Source organism: Salibaculum griseiflavum (assembly GCF_003129565.1).
Taxonomy (GTDB): Bacteria; Pseudomonadota; Alphaproteobacteria; order Rhodobacterales; family Rhodobacteraceae; genus Salibaculum; species Salibaculum griseiflavum.
Window position 1 is genome coordinate 164,040 of record NZ_QETF01000006.1, and the last position, 18,893, is coordinate 182,932.

Consider the following 18,893-nt stretch of genomic DNA (forward strand, 5'->3'; position numbering starts at 1 on the left):
GCGACGGGTGCCCCGTGCAGACGACCCTGCGATCAGATGTGCAATTCGACGGAACCGGCCTTCACCTGGGTGAGGCCGCGCGCCTTGTTGTGCAGCCCGCCCCGGCGGATCACGGAATTGTCTTTCGCCGCGTGGACCTGCCCGGTCGGCCTTGCATTCCTGCGCTCTGGGATCGGGTCATCGTCGCCCCGCTGAATACCCGCATCGAAACCGCGGATGGGATCAGTGTCTCGACCATCGAACATCTGATGGCCGCATTGGCTGGCTGCGGTATTCACAACGCCCTGATCGACGTGGACGGCCCCGAAGTGCCGATCCTTGACGGGTCCTCGGCCGCATTCGTCAGCGGCTTCCTCCAGACCGGTCTGCGCCGCCTGGATGCGCCGCTGCGGGTGATCGAGGTCAAGAAACCTGTCACTGTTGAAGTCGGCACGGCCACGGCGCGGCTGGACCCTGCGGACGGATTGAGCATTTCCTTCGAGATCGCCTTCGAAGATGCCGCGATCGGCCATCAGCGAAAGACGCTGAGCTTGGCCAACGGGGCCTTCGGGCGGGAGCTGTGTGATTGCCGCACCTTCTGTCGGGCGTCGGACGTGGCCGCGATGCGAGAAAAGGGCCTGGCCCTTGGCGGCACGTATGACAATGCCGTCGTGGTGGATGGTGACACGATCCTCACCCCGGGCGGGCTGCGCCGCGCCGATGAAGCCGTGCGTCACAAGATGCTGGATGCGCTGGGGGATCTCTATACCGCAGGCGCCCCGATTCTGGGGGCTTACAGCGGCCTGCGCGCCGGTCATGCGGTGACCAATGCGCTTCTGCGGGCACTGTTCGCGCGCCCCGATGCCTGGGCCTGGAAAACCTGTGATCCGGCGACTGCCGCCCGCCTTCCCGGTGTCGGTTTGACACTGGCCGACCTGCCCGCTGTGGCCTGAGGCCAAATTGCCGTTTTGCCCCCGGTTTTTATGTGCTAGACCTCTGGTCAACGGGCCGAGAGGCCGTGAAAAAGAAACGTGAGCGGGGGCGCCTGATGTCGGGCCGCGGCAGAGCTGTCACTACAAACTCTGTTCTACTTTCCGGGCTTCTTGCCTTGGGATTGCTTGCCGGTTGCAGCGGGTCCGACCTGCGCTCACCCGGCGCGATGGAACAATACAGCGCCGAGGAGATATTCCAGCGCGGCGAGTTCGATCTGGAACGCGGGCGCGAGGATGATGCCGCCTTCTATTTTGGCGAGATCGAGCGCCTTTACCCCTATTCTGAATGGGCCAAACGGGGCCTGATCATGCAGGCCTTCGCCTATCACCGCGACCAGGATTACGGCAATGCACGGGCCAGCGCCCAGCGTTTCCTCGACTTCTACCCGACGGATGAGGACGCGGCCTATGCACAATACCTGCTGGCGCTGAGCTATTACGACCAGATCGACGAGATCGGCCGCGATCAGGGCCTGACCTTTCAGGCCCTGCAGGCGTTGCGCGTCGTGATTGAACGCTATCCTGACAGTGACTACGCGCGCTCGGCCATCCTGAAATTCGACCTCGCCTTCGACCATCTGGCCGCCAAGGAGATGGAAGTGGGGCGCTATTATCTCAAGCGGGACCATTTCTCGGCCGCCATCAACCGCTTCCGCGTGGTGGTCGAGGATTTCCAGACCACCAGCCACACGCCGGAGGCGCTGCATCGGCTGGTCGAATCCTACCTGTCGCTTGGCCTTACCGAAGAGGCGCAAACGGCGGGCGCGATCCTGGGCCATAACTACCGGTCGACCGAGTGGTATGAGGACAGTTACGCCTTGCTGACCGGGCAGGGCCTGGAACCGCGCTCGATCGGGAATAACTGGCTTTCGGCCATCTACCGCCAGATGATCCGCGGCGAGTGGCTCTAGGGGCCACGCATGCTCCGGCATCTCGATATTCGAGACATCTTGATCATCGACCGGCTGGCACTTGAGTTTCAGCCGGGTCTGAACGTGCTGACCGGCGAAACCGGGGCGGGCAAATCCATCCTGTTGGACAGTCTGGGATTCGTTCTGGGCTGGCGCGGGCGGGCCGAACTGGTGCGCCAGGGGGCAGGCCAGGGCGAGGTCACGGCGGTGTTCGACCTGCCGACGGGGCATCCGGCCGCGGCGATTCTGGACGAAGCCGGCATCGCCCATGAAGGAGAGCTGATCCTGCGCCGCGTGAATACTCGCGACGGACGCAAGACGGCCTGGATCAACGACCGCCGGGCCTCGGGTGAGGTGCTTCGCCGGGTGTCGGATACGCTCGTGGAATTGCACGGGCAGCATGACGACCGGGGCCTGTTGAATCCGCGCGGGCACCGTGACTTGCTGGATTCCTATGGAGCGCATGACCTGGGCAAGACCCGCGCGGCATGGCGTGACCTGAAAGAAGCCCAGAAGGCGCTGGATGCGGCCCGGACCCGCGTTGCAGCCCTGTCCGAAGAAGAAGACTTCCTGCGCCATTCCGTGTCCGAGCTGGACTCGCTGGCCCCCGAGCCGGGCGAAGACGAGGCGTTGGATACCAAGCGGCGTCTCATGCAGGCCGCCGAGAAGATCGGCGAAGATATTTCCAAGGCATTCCAGGCACTTGGGTCGGATGGGGCCGAGGGAATGATGGGTGACGCCCTGCGCTGGCTGGACGGGGCCGCCGACAAGGCCGAGGGGCGGCTGGAGGAGCCGCTTGCCGCACTTGATCGCGCGATGACCGAGTTGGGCGAGGCTCAGGCCGGGGTCGAGGCCTGTCTTGAGGCGCTCTCGTTCAATCCCGCCGAGCTGGAGCAGATCGAGGAACGGCTTTTCGCCATTCGCGGGCTGGCGCGCAAGCATTCCGTCGCTCCTGACGAGCTGAGCCAATTCGCCGAGGACCTTCGCGGGCGGCTGGCGGCGCTGGATCGGGGGGCGGAGGACCTTGCCGAGCTGGAACAGGCGGTGGACGCGGCGCAGGTGGCCTATGACACCGCTGCTGCTTCCCTGTCCAAGGCTCGGACCAAATCCGCCAAGGCGTTGGATGCGGCGATGGCCAATGAACTTGCGCCGCTCAAAATGGAACGCGCGGTCTTTGCCACGCAGATTAGCCCTGCGGATCCGGGTCCGGGGGGCGTGGATGCCGTGGCCTTCGAGGTGGCCACCAACCCCGGCGCACCCGCTGGCCCATTGAACAAGATCGCTTCCGGCGGGGAATTGTCACGCTTCCTGTTGGCGCTCAAGGTTTGCCTGACCCGCGATGCGGGTGGCCTGACCCTGATTTTCGACGAAATCGACCGCGGCGTGGGCGGGGCCACGGCGGACGCGGTGGGGCGGCGGCTGGCCGATCTGTCACGGGGCGGGCAGGTGCTTGTGGTGACCCATTCGCCGCAGGTCGCGGCACTTGGGGGTCATCATTGGCGGGTCGAGAAACGGCAGGAGGCCGCGACGACCCTGTCCACCGTCACGGCGTTGGATGACGTGGCGCGAGAGGATGAAATCGCCCGCATGCTGTCCGGGGACTCGATCACCGACGAGGCCCGTGCGGCGGCGCGGGCCCTCTTGGCGGCCGTTCCCGGTTGAGGTTGGGAAAGGCTAATTTTGATTGGCAGAATTCTGCAATAGGGCAGTTTTAGATTGCAAAATGTTAATCCTGCCGCGCCGTCTTGTCGGAGCTTGTCATTCCGGCCGGGTCCGGGCGCTGCTTGATTGCGCCCATCCCGGCCCGTGTTCGGCGGCCATTTAGCTCAGCGCGCCCATGTCGATCCCACGGTCTCCGCTCACGATGTCCCGGCAGCGCTCAGAGCGCGTTTGGCCACCCGACGCGGCAGGTCCTCGACAGCCCTGGCGTCGGCCGGAAGGGTGTCCAAGGCACCATGCGCCCCCAGATCGGGCTTGGACAGCGGCAGTCGATCGCCTAAGACGGAATGGATAGCTGCGTAGGCGGGGTCATGGGGTATCTTCGGAACCTTCTCGATCCAGACCCCGGGACAGCCACGGGCAGTTGAAAAGCCGGGACTTTGGGCATGGATGAGCGTCCGACATCGCCGATCCGACAGGGGATCACCGACACGGTGACCGCCTGCCGACGGGGCTGGGACACGTTGTGCACCTCCGGGATGGGGCAGGTCCGGTTCTGGTTCATCGCCCTGGCCGTGGGGATCGCGTCAGGGCTGGCGGCGATCGCCTTCCGGTTCGGCATCGACTGGTTGCAATCGACACTCTACGGCACCGATGATGTGGCCGCTCTGCACAGTTTCGCTGCCGGGCTGGACTGGTGGTGGCTGATCATCATCCCGGTTGTGGGCGGGTTGGTCGTAGGCCTCATCCTCTACCGCACCACCAGTGACCAGAGGGTGCATTCGGTGTCCGACGTGATCGAGGGTGCGGCGCTCTATGATGGGCGGCTCAAGGTGAAACGCGGGGTCGGCTCGGCGCTGGCCTCGCTGATCACGCTGTCCAGCGGTGGCTCGACCGGCCGCGAAGGCCCGGTGGTGCATATCGCGGCGCTGATCGCGACGGGGGTCAACAACTGGCTCAAGGTCGATGGGATCACCGGGCGCGACCTGCTGGGCTGTGCCGTGGCCGCCGCCGTCTCGGCCAGCTTCAACGCCCCGATCGCAGGCGCTCTCTTCGCCCTTGAAGTGGTGCTGCGCCATTTCGCGCTGCATGCCTTCGCGCCCATCGTCATCGCCTCGGTCGCGGGCACGGTGATCAGCCGCATGGCCTTTGGCGACGTGACGGAATTCTACATCCCCGGCCAGAACGCGCTGGCCTTCTATGTGGAATTGCCGGCCTACATGCTGCTGGGCCTGCTATGCGGCCTGGTCGCGGTGATCTTCATGCGCACCCTGTTCTGGACCGACCGCGCGGCCACCCATTACCAGCAACGCATCGGGCTGCATCCGGTTCTGCGCCCGGCGGTGGCGGGGCTGCTGCTCGGCCTGATCGCGGTGGTCTTCCCGCATATCATCGGGGTTGGTTATGAAACCACCTCGGACGCGCTGACGGGTCGCCTGCTGTTCCACGAAGCCGTGGTCTTCACCATCGTCAAGGTGATCGCCGTGGCCATCACCTTTGGCGGGCGGATGGGCGGCGGGGTCTTCTCGCCCTCACTCATGGTGGGGGCCATGACCGGGCTGGCCTTTGGCATCGTCGCGACGGCCATCTTCCCGGATGTCTCGGGGTCTGCGGCGCTCTATGCGCTGGCCGGAATGGGCGGGGTCGCGGCGGCGGTCCTTGGGGCGCCGATTTCGACCACGCTGATCGTATTCGAACTGACAGGGGACTGGCAGACCGGGCTGGCGGTCATGGTGACGGTGTCGCTGTCCTCGGCGGTGGCAGCGCGGATCGTCGACAGGTCTTTCTTCCTGACCCAGCTGGAACAGCGCGGCGTGCACCTGGCCGCGGGGCCTCAGGCCTATCTGCTGTCCACCTTCCAGGTCACCAGCGTGATGCGGTCGATGGACCATCCGAAGGCCGCAGATGCCGAGGCCTGTGCCCGGCTGATCAACGAAGGCACCTACGTGGCCGAAGGCAAGACCCTGGACCAGGCCATGCCGATCCTCGAAGCATCGAACAGCAATTTCATCCCCGTGGTCCGCGCGGGGACCGGGGATGGCCCGCCGGAATTGCGCGGGGCCCTGTTCCAGGTGGATGCGCTGCGCGCCTTCAACCGGGCGCTGGCGGCAACGGCCGAAGAAGAACACCGTTAGGTCAAATTCGCGCCCCGGTTGCATGCTGCATAAGCATCATGATGATTATACGCAGTTTTCTCGCTTCGCTTGTCCTTGCAACTCCGCTCTGGGCCGACGCGCCCACCGAAAGGATACGGGCGCTTCTGGCGGAAATTCCCGCCGATGCGTTTGGCGACACCGTCGAGGTGATCGAATGGGGCGATCCGCGTGCTTTCGGCCCCGTGGCCCTGGGCAACGGGGCGTCGCCCGAGACAGCCGCGCTGGCAGCCTTCGGGCGCGGTCTGCCGGGTGATCTTGCCGAACTCGGTCTGACCCTGTTTCGCGACATGGAGGCCAGCACCGGGCTGGCCCCGGATGCGGTGACGCAAACCCTGTTCCTGCGCGGCCCCACAGGTGAGATCATGGTTTTCGGGATCGACCCGGGCGCCGAAACGGACATGGCGGCGGCACTGCCGGGCCATGCCTATGCGCTGGACCGGGACCGCCTGTCGCAACCGGTATGGGCGCGCGGGCCGGATAACGGTATGGACATGGCGTTCCTCGACCGCTCCAATCCCTTCGGTGGGAGGACCGGGCGCAGCGGCCGGATCGCGATCACGCCGGGCCAGGTGATCTATGCGCCGGCCTGGCCGCAGATCGAGGCCGCCCTGTCGCCGGAGGAGGGCCCCCGCCTGTCCGAGGTGCCGCAGGCCCAGAGCCTGCTTGCTGCACTCGATACCTTGGCGGTCGATGCGCTGGTCTCCGTCCGTGTTTTTCCGGGCTTGGGCGACCAGTGGGGCAGCCCGGCCTTGCTTCTGGCCGATGCGGTGCGCGGCGGCGCCGATGCCGGTATCATGGGACTGGTGGTGCCCGAAGGCACGGCAGCCGATGATTTCGCGCGGCGCATCGAGGAGAACTGGACCGGCCGGGCATCACCGGGCCACCAGAAGACCTATGCGACGCTCACCGGAGCCGTGCCGACTGTTACGCCCCATACCGGGGGCCCGCTGGATGTCGTCACACTATCGCTCGATCTGGCTGATGAAACGGAATTCGCGAACGAGGCGGCGGACCTTCTGGGCCTTATCTACCTTTACGGCGACCTGCCGACCCTGACGGCCGAATAGGCGCTCAGACCTCTTCGACAGTGACCTTCGTGGTGTAGAAGGCCAGGTAACCGTCGATCTCGGCCACCTCGGGTTTGGGGTCCTCGTAGGACCAGGCGGCATCCTTGATCGTGCCCGACTTGGCGACGATGTCGTAATAGCGGGCCTGGCCCTTGTAGGGGCAGGTGGTGGTGGCCTCGGAGGGGTCCAGGAACACCATCGAGATATCGTCGCGCGGGAAATAGATGACGGGCGGGTAATCGCCCTCGGTCAGTTCCAGCGCCCGGTTGCTTTCGCCCAAAACGGCGCCACCGGCGCGGACAACCCAGGTGCCTGTCGCAGGCCGGATCTTGATATGGTCTGCCATCTTCGGTCTCCCTTTCGGCGGCGGTCAGTTCTTCAGCTTGCGCGGGGTATCTACCCCACGGGGTGTGACAGCCCTGTGTCAGCGGGCCAAGGTCACAGCGGTGCGCAGGCGGCCTCGAGCCAATCCAGCGCTGGCCCATCCAGACGCGGGCCGATCCTCGCCACTGTATCCGCGTGGTAACGATCAATCCAGAGCCGTTCCGCCTCGGTCAGCATGGAAACCTCGATCAGGCGCCGGTCGAGGGGCACCCAGGTCAGTGTATCGAAGCACAGCATCGGGCGATTATCGCCCAGAGCGGGGGCTTCCTGCACCACCACAAGGTTCTCGAGGCGGATACCGAACGCGCCTTCGCGGTAATACCCCGGCTCGTTCGACAGGATCATGCCTGGCTGCAGCGGGACATGGCCGCGTGACGGGGCGCGGGTAAAGCCCTGCGGCCCTTCATGCACGCACATGTAGACGCCAACGCCATGCCCCGTGCCGTGGCCGTAATCCAGACCCGCCAGCCACAGCGGATAGCGCGCGATGCTGTCCAGGTCGCGCCCGGCGATCCCCGTGGGAAAGCGCGCCCGGCTCAGCGCGATCATGCCCTGCAGGACACGGGTGAAACAGGCCTTTTCCTCGTCACCCACGGGTCCGGTCGCCATCGTGCGGGTGATGTCCGTGGTCCCGTCGAGGTATTGCCCCCCCGAATCGATCAGCAGCAGGTCGCCCGGTGTGACAGGGCGGTTGGTGGCCTCGGTCACGCGATAGTGGACAATGGCGCCATGGGGCCCCGCGCCGCAAATCGTGTCGAAGGAAATATCGCGCAGGGCGTTTGTGTCGCGGCGGAACCCTTCCAGCGCGCGGGCCACGTCGATTTCCGTCAATGTGCCCTTGGGGGCAGTCTCGTCCAGCCAGTGCAGGAACCGGCACATGGCCGCCCCGTCGCGCAGATGCGCCTCGGTGGTGCCGGCGATCTCGGTCGGGGTCTTGATGGCCTTGGGCAACACGCACGGGTCTTGGTCATGCGCCACGGCCACCCCGTTTTCCGCCAGGGTGTCGGCCACGATCTGCGGGCAACTGGCCGGGTCCAGCCGCACCGGGCCGTCCAGATCGGTCAGGGCCGCGAGGAAGGCCTCTTGCCCCAGCACTGCCACATCCGGGCCGAGGTGATCGGCCAGCGCCTCCGCCTTGCCGGGCCGCGCGAACAGCTGACAATGGCCATCATCGAAAAGCAGGGCAAAGCTTTGCGGGACCGGGTTGCGCGGGATATCCGCGCCGCGGATATTCAGCAGCCAGCCAATGGAATCGGGCAGGGTCAGCACCGCGACACGGTGCCCTGCCTTGTGCAGTTCTCGGGCCAGCCGCGCCCGCTTGTCGGCCGCACTTTCCCCGGCCAGGGCGGTGTCATGGGCGAAGAAGGGCGCATCGGGCGGGGCCGGGTGGTCCTCCCAGACCGCATCGACAAGGTTGTCGGTCGGCACCAGCGCCAGCCCGGCGCCCGAAAGCGCCCCGCGCAAAGCTGTGACCTCGTCCACCGTGTGCAGCCACGGATCGAATCCCACCTTTCCCTCGGGCAGGTGCTCGCACAGCCAGGGCCCCAGCTGGGTTTCCGGCCAGTCGACGGGCGTGAAATCGGACAGCGCCACCTGGTCGCGCACCTGCACCCGGTAGCGGCCATCGACGAAAACGCCGGCGATGTCGCGCAGGGCCGCGCAGAACCCGGCGGACCCGGTGAACCCGGTCAGCCAGGACAGGCGATCGTCGCAGGGGGCCACGTATTCGCCCTGGTGGGCATCGGCCCGCGGCACGAGGAACCCGTCCAACCCCCGCTTCGTCATCTGGTCACGCAGGGCAGACAGGCGCGGCGGCCCCTGGTCAGGGGATGCACTGGCCTCGAAAGACTGGAACATCGGCTCCCTCTTCATCTTGGCAAATAAACTCAAAATCGATCCGCCGCACCATGAGCCACGGCGGGGCAGGGCGCAAGCCGGCGTCAGGCGACCTTGCGCATCCCCATGACCCGGGCGCGTTTGCGCGGGTCGCTGTCGAACAGGCTGGCCAACTGTTCCGTCATGGCCCCGGCCAGCTGTTCCACATCGGTGATCGTCACCGCCCGGTCGTAGTAGCGGGTCACGTCATGACCGATCCCGATGGCGGTCAGTTCCACGGCGCGGCGCTTTTCCACCATGGCGATCACGTCGCGCAGGTGCTTTTCCAGGTAATTGGCCGGGTTCACGGACAGGGTGCTGTCATCGACCGGGGCACCGTCAGAGATCACCATCAGGATCTTGCGGGCCTCGGGCCGACGTTCAAGCCGCCGATGCGCCCATTCCAGCGCCTCGCCGTCGATGTTTTCCTTCAGAAGGCCCTCTTTCATCATCAAGCCGAGGTTCTCGCGTGTCCGCCGCCAGGGCGCATCGGCGCGTTTGTAGATGATATGGCGCAAGTCGTTGAGGCGGCCCGGCGCCTGCGGGCGCCCATCGGCCAGCCAGCCCTCGCGGCTCAGCCCGCCTTTCCAGGCGCGGGTGGTAAAGCCAAGGATCTCGACCTTGACCTGGCAGCGCTCAAGCGTGCGCGCCAGCACATCGGCACAGATCGCGGCAATGGAGATCGGACGCCCCCGCATGGAGCCGGAATTGTCCAACAGAAGCGTCACGACGGTGTCGCGGAACTCGGTATCCTGTTCGACCTTGAAGGACAGTGGCGTGGTCGGGTTCGCCACCACGCGGGCCAGCCGTCCGGCATCGAGGATGCCCTCGTCCTGGTCGAAGGACCAGGACCGGTTCTGTTGCGCCTGAAGCCGCCGTTGTAGCTTGTTGGCCAGCCGGCTGACCGCGCCCTTGAGCGGTTCGAGCTGCTGGTCGAGATAGGCGCGCAGGCGCTCCAGCTCGGCCGCCTCGGCCAGATCTTCGGCGCCGATCTCCTCGTCATTGTCGGTGCTGAAGACCTTGTAGTCCGGGTCGGCGTCGGAAATGGGCTGCGGTGCGGGCGGCTCCAGCGGGGCCTCGCCCTCGGGGCGTTCCATTTCCTCTTCCAGCTCGTCGCTGGCATCCTCGTCCAGGTTGACCTGCGCCTCCGAAGCGTCCTGGGTCTCTTCCTGGCTCTGCTCTGGCTGGGCCTCGGCCTCGTCGCCGTCATCGCTGTCGTCGTCGCCGGTGCTTTCGGGCTGGTCCTCGTCGTCCTCGCCGGTTTCCTCATCCTCCTCTTCGGGGGGGATGTCGTCAGGGTCGTCGCCGAGCTGGTCACCATAGCCCATGTCGTCGATCAGCTGGCGGGCGAACTTGGCAAAGGCCTGCTGGTCATGCAGGCAGGCTTCGAGGTCGTCGAGCGTTTCGCCGCATTGTTCCTCGATATAGCCGCGCCACAGCTCCATCACGTTGGCGGCGCCACCTGGCAGGTCGCGGCCTGTTGCAAGGTGGCGGATCAGGTAGCCGGCGGCAGTGGCCAGCGGTGCCTCGGACTTGTCGCGAATCTGGTCATAGCCCTTGCGCAGGGCCTCGTTGCCGATCTTGGCGTCGATATTGCCGGCGGTGCCGGGCATGTGGCGCGCGCCCACGGCCTCGACCCGTGCGTTTTCCATCGACTCGTAGAGGTCGCGCGCCATCTGCCCCTGCGGCAGGTAGCGGGCGGCGACCGCCGGGTCGTGGAACTTGTGATGCAGCGCATAGGCGTCCGAGGTGCCGCGCGCCAGCAGCACCTCTTCGCGGGTCATGCGGCGGCTGACCTGCGGCAGGCGCACGGTTTCGCGCGTGGCGCCCGGCGGGTCCACGGTGAAACTGACGGCCAGGTCCGGATCGTCGGCCATGACCTTGGTGGTCTCGGCCAGGGCCTTCTTGAACGGATCGGCGGGGTTGTCGCTGGGCTTTTTCATCAACTCTATCCAAGCGCCAATCGCGCAATCTGGCAAGCAGACAGCCGACGGGCCCCTGCCATTGTTACCCCAGGCTTAGCGATGCCGCGCTCTCGGGCAGTTCCTCGTCGAAGCAGCGCTGATAGAATTCCGCCACGGTCTGGCGTTCCAGTTCGTCGCACTTGTTCAGGAAGGACACGCGGAAGGCATAGCCCACGTCGCCGCCGAAGATGCGGGCGTTTTCGGCCCAGTTCAGCACCGTCCGGGGGGACATGACCGTGGACAGGTCGCCATTCATGAAGGCGGTGCGGGTCAGGTCGGCGACCGTCACCATCTGGCTGACGATCTTGCGGCCCTTCTCGGAATTGTAATGCGGCGATTTGCCCAGCACGATGGCGGCCTCGGCATCGTGGCTGAGGTAGTTCAGCGTGGTGACCAGCGACCAGCGGTCCATCTGGGCCTGGTTGATCTGCTGGGTGCCGTGGTAGAGGCCGGTCGTGTCGCCCAGGCCAACGGTGTTCGCCGTGGCGAACAGGCGGAAATTCGGGTTCGGCGTGATGATCTCGTTCTGGTCGAGCAGGGTCAGCTTGCCGTCATGTTCCAGCACGCGCTGGATGACGAACATCACGTCGGCGCGGCCCGCATCGTATTCGTCGAAGACGATGGCGACGGGGTTGCGCAGGGCCCAGGGCAGGATGCCTTCGTGGAATTCGGTGACCTGCTTGCCGTCGCGCAGCTTGATCGCGTCCTTGCCGATCAGGTCGATCCGGCTGATATGGCTGTCGAGGTTGACACGCACGGCGGGCCAGTTGAGGCGCGCGGCGACCTGTTCGATATGGGTGGATTTCCCGGTGCCGTGATAGCCCTGGATCATCACGCGGCGGTTGTAGCCAAAGCCGGCCAGAATCGCCAATGTCGTGTCAGGATCGAACTTGTAGGTGCTGTCGATGTCGGGCACGCGGTCGCTGGCCTCTGCGAAGCCCTTCACCTTCATGTCGCTGTCGATGCCGAACACATCGCGCACCGAGATCTCCTCGGTCGGTTTGCTCATGGGATCAAGCGTGCCGTCAGCCATCGGGTCTGCCTCTTTCGAAAATCACCCTGCGGGGATGCACCATATCGCGGGGGCCTGCAAGGGGCCGGTGGGGAAATGGGTTGCACCCGTGGGCGCGCTTGGTCTTGATGGGGTCAATGACCGATCGAGCCGATCTTGAGAATATGCTGGCACGCACGGGCCTTGGGGACCGGGACGCGTTCGAGGCGTTGTATCAAGCGACATCGGCGAAACTCTTCGGCGTCTGCCTGCGTGTCTTGAAGAACGAAACCGAAGCCGAGGACACCCTGCAAGAGGTCTATCTGCGCATCTGGGATGCCGCCGTGCGGTTCCGGCCGGGGGCAGCCAGCCCGATGAGCTGGATGATCGCCATCGCCCGAAACCGCGCCATCGACAAGCTGCGCGCGCGCAAGCCCGCCACCGAAGCGAGCACCCGCGACGACGGAACCGACCTTCTGGCAGAGTTGCCCGATGACGCGCCCGGCCCCGAAGCGGTGGCGATGGCGGGTGATTTGCGCGCCCAGGTGCTAAGATGTTTCGAGGAATTGCCCGACGACCGGGCCCAAGCCGTGCGCCGCGCCTACCTGGACGGTGACAGCTATGCCGATCTGGCGCGTCATTTCGGCGTGCCGCTGAATACGATGCGAACCTGGCTGCGACGCAGCCTGTTGAAACTGAGAGACTGCCTGTCCCGATGAGCGACCAGACCACATATGACGACGACTCGGTGCTGGCCGCGGAATATGCTCTGGGCCTGCTGGACGGGCCTGAACTACAGCTGGCCGAGGGGCGGCTTGCCGAGGAACCGGGTTTCGCCGAGCTGGTTCATGCCTGGGAGATCGAGTTGGCCGGTATCGCGGATGAGGTTGAGCCTGTTGCGCCGCCTCCGCGTGTGCTGGCGGGGCTTCGGCACGATCTCTTCGGGGAACAGGATCGCCGGTGGTGGCAGCGGATCGGTCTGATCCCCTCGGTGGTGGGGGCGGCCGCGGCCGCCGTGCTGGTGCTGATTGCGGTGGAATTCGGTCTGATCGACACCGGCTCCGCGCCGGTTCCGACCTATCAGGCGGAACTGGCTTCCGAGGATGCCGAGCTTGTGGTTGCCGCGGCCTACCTGGAAGAAACCGGCGATCTCGTCATCGAGCGACGCGCCGGTGGCCCGCGCCCGGATCGTGCGCTGGAGCTGTGGCTGATCCCCGAGGGCAGCGCGCCGGTGTCGCTGGGCGTGATGCCCGAGGATCGCATCGCTGCCGTGACGGTGCCGCGCAGCTTGCGCCCGCAACTGGCGACGGGGGCGGCGCTGGCTATTTCTGATGAACCCGCCGGCGGATCGCCGACCGGCGCGCCCACCGGCGAGGTGCTTGCCGTGGGGCCGATCACGGCCCTGTGACCACCTGGGCGGATTTTTTTCGAAACTCCCTGAAACTTTCCTGCGGTCTGCCGCGTGGTTCCTCACATCTCCGGCAATCCTGCCGGGTTAGACAACATCGAGGAGGACCACCCATGTCCAAGACATCCATTCTTTCCGCCACCGCGTCGCTTGTTCTCGCAACCGCGTCGATGGCCTGGGGCGAAGCTCACGAAATGAGTGACAACCCCACGGTGGGCGGCGCGCCCATGATGGCCGATATGAACATCATCGAGAACGCGGTGAACTCTCCCATCCACACCACGCTGGTCGCGGCAGTGCAGGCGGCGGACCTTGTGGAAACCTTGCAGGGGCCGGGGCCGTTCACCGTGTTCGCGCCTACCGATGACGCGTTCGGCATGATCGCCGATGAGTCGCTCAACGCTCTGCTGCAGCCCGAGAACAAGGCCCAGCTGACCCAGATCCTGACCTGTCACGTTGTGGGGGCCGAGGCGTTTTCGGATGCGATCATGGGCATGATCGCGGATGATGGCGGGGCCCACCCGGTAGAAACGCTGGGCGGCTGCACATTGATGGCTGAAATGTCGGGGGACGAGATCACCCTGACCGACGAAAACGGCCGTGAAGCGACCGTGACCATCGCCGATGTGGATCAGTCCAACGGTGTGATCCACGTGATCGACCGCGTGCTGCTGCCTCAGCAGTAACGGGCCCATGGCCGGGGACCCCTGACTCTCCACCGGTCACAAGCCCGTGCGCCACGCCGATCCAAGGTCCCATCGGCGTGGCGCATCCATTATGTTGACGGGACATTCCCAAAGGAGGGATCAAGATGAACCGCCGAGATTTTTCCATGCTGGCCCTGGCCTCGCCACTGGCAGTCGCCCTGTTCGGCAAGCGGGTTGCCGCCGCCGAAGGCGATTTCGAAGTCACCCGCACCGAGGCCGAGTGGCGCGAGATGCTGACCGACCTTGAATACCGCGTCATGCGCGAAGAGGGCACAGAGCGCGCCTTCACCAGCCCGGTGGACGCCAACTACGCCCCGGGTCTCTACCATTGCCGCGGTTGCGACCAGGCGCTCTATTCCAGCGAACACAAGTTCGACAGCGGCACCGGCTGGCCCAGCTTCTGGCAGGCCCTGCCCAATGCCATCGAAACCAAGCCCGACCGCAAGCTGCTGGTGGTGCGCACGGAATGCCATTGCGACCGTTGCGGCAGCCATCTGGGCCATATTTTCGACGATGGTCCCGACCCGACCGGCAAGCGCCATTGTATCAACGGGGTCAGCCTTGTGTTCCGCCCCGCCTGAGGGGGGCCGGGCGTTCGCGAAGACGGTATGCCGATCCGAATAGGTTTGGCGCATTCGCCTTCCCGTTGTGAAAGCGAAATGTCGCAAAGCCGTCCGGTCTCCGCCGCTCAGCATCTGAAGGCGGCGTGTGGTCCTAAACGGCCTTGCTGACGTCACCTTCGTGAACTTCGTGCGTCTCGGCGTCGATCCCCAGTTGTGCCAGGCGGTTGAGGGCCCGCTCTGCCTTGCACCGAAAAACCGCGTATTCCCGGCCATCGTCCCGACAGTGACAGGACACACTTGCCTGTTGAGCCTGCAGCCCGACCAGGCCCGCGGTGCGTTGCAGCGCGACCGGGGAAAGCGTGAGAAAGGTTTTCGCCCCATGCGCCTGAAGGATCCGGACAAGGCCGTCGATCGTCAGGGCAAGGCACTGCAACCGCCCAAGCCTGGACGTCACCGTGTCGGAAATGACCAGACGTGTGCCTTCCCATGTTTCCGGTCCACAAAGGGAGGGGTCGAAAAGCGTTTCCGGGATGCCCTCCAGCAGGCCCCTCGCGGAGTCGTTCAGCATGTTCGTATAGCTGCCCCAGGACACTGTGGTCGGCACACACCGCGCACCGGCAATGACCGTCCCCTCATCGACGACGAGGGAGTAATGCGCATAGGGCGTGTCGTACTGGTCCATCTCGGCAACACCGTCATTGGGTATGTGCCACCCAAGACCGTCGACGAAGAACGACTTTCTGAGCTTCAAGAAGCTATAAAATGCCGAGCCATGCTTATGCATGTCCGACATGTCGAACGTGATGTTTCGCAACTGCTGCCTCGTTTTTTTCCTCCAGTTAAACTGCAGGCGAGCCAGAACTATAACTAAAGTTTTCCACAGAGAGTGACTGGAACGGCCAGTGATGCACCGACGACACGGGGGTCAGATCAGGCCATAGCTCGACGCGATCGACACCGCGTGCGGTGTCGTTCTTGCACCCAGCTTGTCTTTTGCATTGCGAATTCGCTGTTTCACGGCGCCTTCAGTAATCCCCAGGGAGTGTGCAATCTCCTTGATCAGCTGACCGCTCCTGATTGCGGCCAGAACCTCGATCTCGGCGGCGGTCACGTCGTCTGGGGCGGTCAGATCGGCGAACAAGAGTTCCATTTCGCGTCGAAGCGTTGTGATTTCCTGGTCTGTCATTTCGCGATCCGAGCGGCAGAAATTGCCAAAGCTGCGGACGTTGGTGTCGTCCTGGTCGCGTAGAGAAATCGCTGTCCCGTAGTTCAGGTCATACGCAGCGGCTTCGATCAGGATCGCTTGCGGATCCGGGATGGTGATCTCGCTCCAGCGTATGGTGCCCGTATTGCTGTAGATCCAGCGCAGGACCGGGTCGAACATCAGCAGGCCTTGCTGCGTGTACTTGTGGATCCACGGCCGAGGCATGCTATTGTGTTCGAATTCCGGTAGAAGGAATTCAAGCCGGAAGGCGATGTAGAATCCAGCATTGGCAATATCGGAGAAGGCATAGTCCTTGAGACGGTCTTCGAATTCAGTCAATGCAACATCCCCCTTGCCTTTGGTAATGTTGCGCAAGGGTTAAGGATTGGGCTAGCCTTATTTTGGGATAGAAATCGTGAGTGGCTCGAATCCAATGCGCGCGGAGCTGCCGACCTGGGAGAACAGACATGGATCGAAGCGATGAACTCGCGGGCTTGTTCGAAGGACTGTCGGACTTGAGCCCTGCAGGGTTTGCCATCGGCCTGCACCTCAGCTTCACCACCTCGAAATACATTTTCCAGACCTACTCGAAGGAATGGATGGATGAATACTCCGAGAAGGGACTGATCCTGCATGACCCGACGGTGCGCTGGGGCCTTGAGAATACCGGTTGGATTCGCTGGTCCGACCTGCGCGCCAATGATCCGGGTCATGTTATCGACGCCGCGGCGGACTTCGGACTTCGCTACGGCGTGTCGATTTCTGTTGCGAGCGATGACGCGAGGTCGCTGGGGAGTTTTGCGGCGACCGAGAGGGATTTCAGCGAGGCGGATATCAAACACCTTTCGGACCGGCTGCGCCAGATGCACGATCTGACGGGTGACATCGAACCGGACTCCGCCGACGACCACAAGGTCAAGCGTCTCGCCGCGTCCATTTCCCACACCGGTCTTCATGGTCTCTAGCTTTCGTCCGGGTCGACCGTCGTACTCGTTACAAGGTTGAAGCCAACCTTTGGGTCAGAGTCGTCAAGATCACCGAAAACGTCAAGTATGGTAGCGGTGGAAAGGCTCAAGCCTTCGACCCGGTGTGGTGGACCGAAAAGATAAGGGTCGGCACGCACGATGCGGACGGCCTCTGTCGAACCGAACCCATTCTTGATCAGGGTTTGCGCGAGTTCGCAGGTCGCCCGGCGCGGGGCAATCATGGTAAAGCCTTCACAGGTGGCAATTTCGACAGTTCGGCCGTCGATTTCGTGTTGATCGTGGAGAATGGTAAGCATCGCAAGACATCCAGAAATTCATCCTGAGAATTGCCGCATTGCGTGGCCAGAATGGGACCAACATTGGGCGTAGCTGCGGTTTCTTGGTGATCCGCCTCGGGGGGCGTGCCATGTCCTCGTCAGTCATTTTTGCCCTGCAGCGTTGGATGCTTTGCGAGCCAAAACGCTCGCACCGGGCGGAGGCGCGTATCGGCTGCGCTAGCCCCCGGATGAAAGGCCGAATCCCAACTTCGGCTCATCGGTGATTGTCCATGAAGTCGCGTCAAACCGGGTTGTTTGGTGAGATTGTCCGAGAGCCCCAAGCGCCTGCGGACCATTGTTCATGTCGGAATGTTCACCGCATTTCACTAATTTCGGCTCACCGGACGGTATTGGTGCCAGCTTCTTACTGTGGCTGAAGAATCCGGTCAGGCAAGGAACCGTAAAGTTGACCGATATAGGAAAACCGCTAGAAGAAAGAGGGTTTATGAATCTGGTGTCTCAACGCGCTCTGGACGAGCAGGCGCGGCACCGGAAGGGTTTACGAGTTATGCGGTCACGCACCAAGGCGGTTTCGAAGCGATCGGAAGGCGAACGTGCACGTCTGCTTGCCTATGTGATCATCGCAGCGCTGGGCATGGGGTTAGGATACCTGGCCGTCCTGCAATTCAACGATGGCAGAGCCCTGATGATGGGCATGTCCTGGTACGAGACCTGGATCGTGCTGGCCGCAGGGCTGGGGGCCATGTTGGCCCTTTTCCTGGCCGGTGACAGGGTCGGGCATCATGGGCCGTGGACCATGCTGCGCGCGGTCTCCGGGCTGATCTGGGTCAGCCTGGTCGGGGCGATTATCGCCGGCACCTTGTCGTTGCCGCTATACGGCACGATGTTTGCGCCTTTCACCCTGGTTGTCACGCTGGCGACATCCCCGGTCATCGCGGTCATCTGGGCGGTGCATATGCTGGCCGTGAACGTGCTCATGGCCATCTACCGCAGCGAGCGCGACTCGGTCTTTACGCCGGAACGGATGACGCTCGCGGAACACCCCGACAGCCTCTCGGTGCGGGTGCGCGGTCACTTCGGCTGATATTTAGTCCCTGAAGCTGCGGCTGGCCTTGATCTGGTCCCAGGCCCAGACAACCTCGGCCAACTGTTCTTCCTGGCTGCGGTCGCCGCCATTCATGTCCGGGTGCAGCACCTTGATCAGCTTCTTGTAGGCCTTGCGGATCTCGGTCTTGGTCCAGTGATCCTTGGCCTCGAGAATCTCGATCGCCTTGCGTTCCGTGGGAGGCAGGCGGCGTGTGCCGTCGACGGACTTGCCGGGGTTCTGCGTGGCATTGGCACCGAGCACCTGGTGCGGGTCCTCGATCCCCAGCCGCGCCCAGGCGCGCTCCTCGGCGGATTTCTTGAACGATTTGGTGTCACGTTCCCAGACCCGATCCTTCTGGGCCTGTTCTTCCATCTCGGCCTCGGTCGAGGTCTCGAAGAAGTTCCATTTCAGATTGTATTCGCGCACGTGGTCCTTGCAGAACCAGTAATAGTCGTCGAGCGTGTCCGGGTTCTTGGGCGCACGATACTTGCCCGCCTCTTCGCAGCCGGGATGTTCACACACCCGGGTCGAGGTTTCGAACGCCCCCGACATGCCGCGGCGACCGCGGGGCTTTTTCTTCTTGGAGGCCGACACCGAGATGTCGAAACCGAAAGGATCATCCTTGCGCATACCGTCACCTTTCCGACTCGGAGCGATGAGTTTAGTCCTTGGGACGCAATAT

Annotated in this window: 19 protein-coding genes; 11 read left to right on the forward strand and 8 right to left on the reverse strand. The window is 64.1% G+C overall.

Annotated features, from left to right (window positions below; all coding sequences use genetic code 11):
• Positions 1-14: 14 nt before the first annotated feature.
• The 5 genes from lpxC to DFK10_RS07895 all read left to right on the forward strand — a co-directional run bounded on the left by lpxC (position 15) and on the right by DFK10_RS07895 (position 6,764).
• Positions 15-932 carry a UDP-3-O-acyl-N-acetylglucosamine deacetylase gene (gene lpxC, locus DFK10_RS07875; RefSeq protein WP_109388360.1) on the forward strand — a complete coding sequence of 306 codons (918 nt, stop codon included), beginning with the start codon at positions 15-17 and terminating at the stop codon, positions 930-932.
• 95 nt (positions 933-1,027) lie between these two features.
• Positions 1,028-1,882, forward strand: coding sequence for an outer membrane protein assembly factor BamD (locus tag DFK10_RS07880; RefSeq protein ID WP_109388362.1), 855 nt, complete (start codon positions 1,028-1,030; stop codon positions 1,880-1,882).
• A gap of 9 nt (positions 1,883-1,891) precedes the next feature.
• Positions 1,892-3,544 carry a DNA repair protein RecN gene (gene recN, locus DFK10_RS07885; protein WP_109388364.1) on the forward strand — a complete coding sequence of 551 codons (1,653 nt, stop codon included), beginning with the start codon at positions 1,892-1,894 and terminating at the stop codon, positions 3,542-3,544.
• Between the two features lie 443 nt (positions 3,545-3,987).
• Positions 3,988-5,676, forward strand: a complete 1,689-nt coding sequence (locus tag DFK10_RS07890; protein ID WP_109388366.1) for a chloride channel protein — start codon at positions 3,988-3,990, stop codon at positions 5,674-5,676.
• A 38-nt stretch (positions 5,677-5,714) separates the two neighbouring features.
• On the forward strand, positions 5,715-6,764 hold the full coding sequence (locus DFK10_RS07895) for a hypothetical protein (RefSeq protein WP_109388368.1): 1,050 nt from the start codon (positions 5,715-5,717) through the stop codon (positions 6,762-6,764).
• A gap of 4 nt (positions 6,765-6,768) precedes the next feature.
• On the opposite strand, the gene DFK10_RS07900 is transcribed toward DFK10_RS07895, so the two are convergent.
• The 4 genes from DFK10_RS07900 to cobS all read right to left on the reverse strand — a co-directional run bounded on the left by DFK10_RS07900 (position 6,769) and on the right by cobS (position 12,020).
• Positions 6,769-7,110 (reverse strand): DUF427 domain-containing protein, encoded by a 342-nt coding sequence (locus tag DFK10_RS07900; protein WP_109388370.1) that lies wholly within the window; start codon positions 7,108-7,110, stop codon positions 6,769-6,771.
• Positions 7,111-7,202: 92 nt separating this feature from the next.
• Positions 7,203-9,005 (reverse strand): aminopeptidase P family protein, encoded by a 1,803-nt coding sequence (locus DFK10_RS07905; protein WP_109388372.1) that lies wholly within the window; start codon positions 9,003-9,005, stop codon positions 7,203-7,205.
• Positions 9,006-9,088: 83 nt separating this feature from the next.
• Positions 9,089-10,966 carry a cobaltochelatase subunit CobT gene (gene cobT / locus DFK10_RS07910; RefSeq protein ID WP_109388374.1) on the reverse strand — a complete coding sequence of 626 codons (1,878 nt, stop codon included), beginning with the start codon at positions 10,964-10,966 and terminating at the stop codon, positions 9,089-9,091.
• Positions 10,967-11,030: 64 nt separating this feature from the next.
• Positions 11,031-12,020 carry a cobaltochelatase subunit CobS gene (cobS, locus tag DFK10_RS07915; protein ID WP_109388376.1) on the reverse strand — a complete coding sequence of 330 codons (990 nt, stop codon included), beginning with the start codon at positions 12,018-12,020 and terminating at the stop codon, positions 11,031-11,033.
• 116 nt (positions 12,021-12,136) lie between these two features.
• On the opposite strand from cobS, the gene DFK10_RS07920 reads away from it, so the two are divergent.
• The 4 genes from DFK10_RS07920 (at position 12,137) to msrB (ending at position 14,674) form a co-directional block, all read left to right on the forward strand.
• On the forward strand, positions 12,137-12,697 hold the full coding sequence (locus DFK10_RS07920; RefSeq protein WP_109388448.1) for a sigma-70 family RNA polymerase sigma factor: 561 nt from the start codon (positions 12,137-12,139) through the stop codon (positions 12,695-12,697).
• Complete coding sequence (locus DFK10_RS07925; RefSeq protein WP_109388379.1) at positions 12,694-13,386, forward strand: anti-sigma factor; 693 nt, start codon at positions 12,694-12,696, stop codon at positions 13,384-13,386. The genes DFK10_RS07920 and DFK10_RS07925 overlap by 4 nt, the downstream gene beginning before the upstream one ends.
• A 113-nt stretch (positions 13,387-13,499) precedes the next feature.
• Positions 13,500-14,072 (forward strand): fasciclin domain-containing protein, encoded by a 573-nt coding sequence (locus tag DFK10_RS07930; RefSeq protein ID WP_109388381.1) that lies wholly within the window; start codon positions 13,500-13,502, stop codon positions 14,070-14,072.
• Between the two features lie 125 nt (positions 14,073-14,197).
• A complete protein-coding gene (msrB, locus tag DFK10_RS07935) occupies positions 14,198-14,674 on the forward strand; it encodes a peptide-methionine (R)-S-oxide reductase MsrB (protein WP_109388382.1) in 477 nt (158 codons plus the stop codon).
• 133 nt (positions 14,675-14,807) lie between these two features.
• On the opposite strand, the gene DFK10_RS07940 is transcribed toward msrB, so the two are convergent.
• The gene (locus DFK10_RS07940) at positions 14,808-15,407 is read right to left on the reverse strand and encodes an acyl-homoserine-lactone synthase (RefSeq protein WP_217810098.1); all 600 of its coding nucleotides are present in this window, start codon (positions 15,405-15,407) and stop codon (positions 14,808-14,810) included.
• A 174-nt stretch (positions 15,408-15,581) separates the two neighbouring features.
• The gene (locus tag DFK10_RS07945; protein WP_146193246.1) at positions 15,582-16,235 is read right to left on the reverse strand and encodes a helix-turn-helix transcriptional regulator; all 654 of its coding nucleotides are present in this window, start codon (positions 16,233-16,235) and stop codon (positions 15,582-15,584) included.
• A gap of 92 nt (positions 16,236-16,327) precedes the next feature.
• Between DFK10_RS07945 and DFK10_RS07950 the strand changes: the two genes are divergently transcribed.
• On the forward strand, positions 16,328-16,825 hold the full coding sequence (locus DFK10_RS07950) for an autoinducer binding domain-containing protein (protein ID WP_109388388.1): 498 nt from the start codon (positions 16,328-16,330) through the stop codon (positions 16,823-16,825).
• Here the strand turns inward: DFK10_RS07950 and DFK10_RS07955 are convergent.
• Complete coding sequence (locus DFK10_RS07955) at positions 16,822-17,142, reverse strand: hypothetical protein (RefSeq protein WP_109388390.1); 321 nt, start codon at positions 17,140-17,142, stop codon at positions 16,822-16,824. The genes DFK10_RS07950 and DFK10_RS07955 overlap by 4 nt on opposite strands.
• A gap of 529 nt (positions 17,143-17,671) precedes the next feature.
• Between DFK10_RS07955 and DFK10_RS07960 the strand changes: the two genes are divergently transcribed.
• Positions 17,672-18,208 (forward strand): hypothetical protein, encoded by a 537-nt coding sequence (locus DFK10_RS07960; protein WP_109388393.1) that lies wholly within the window; start codon positions 17,672-17,674, stop codon positions 18,206-18,208.
• A gap of 3 nt (positions 18,209-18,211) precedes the next feature.
• Here the strand turns inward: DFK10_RS07960 and DFK10_RS07965 are convergent, their stop codons facing one another.
• Positions 18,212-18,841, reverse strand: a complete 630-nt coding sequence (locus DFK10_RS07965) for a J domain-containing protein (protein ID WP_109388395.1) — start codon at positions 18,839-18,841, stop codon at positions 18,212-18,214.
• Positions 18,842-18,893 lie beyond the last annotated feature (52 nt).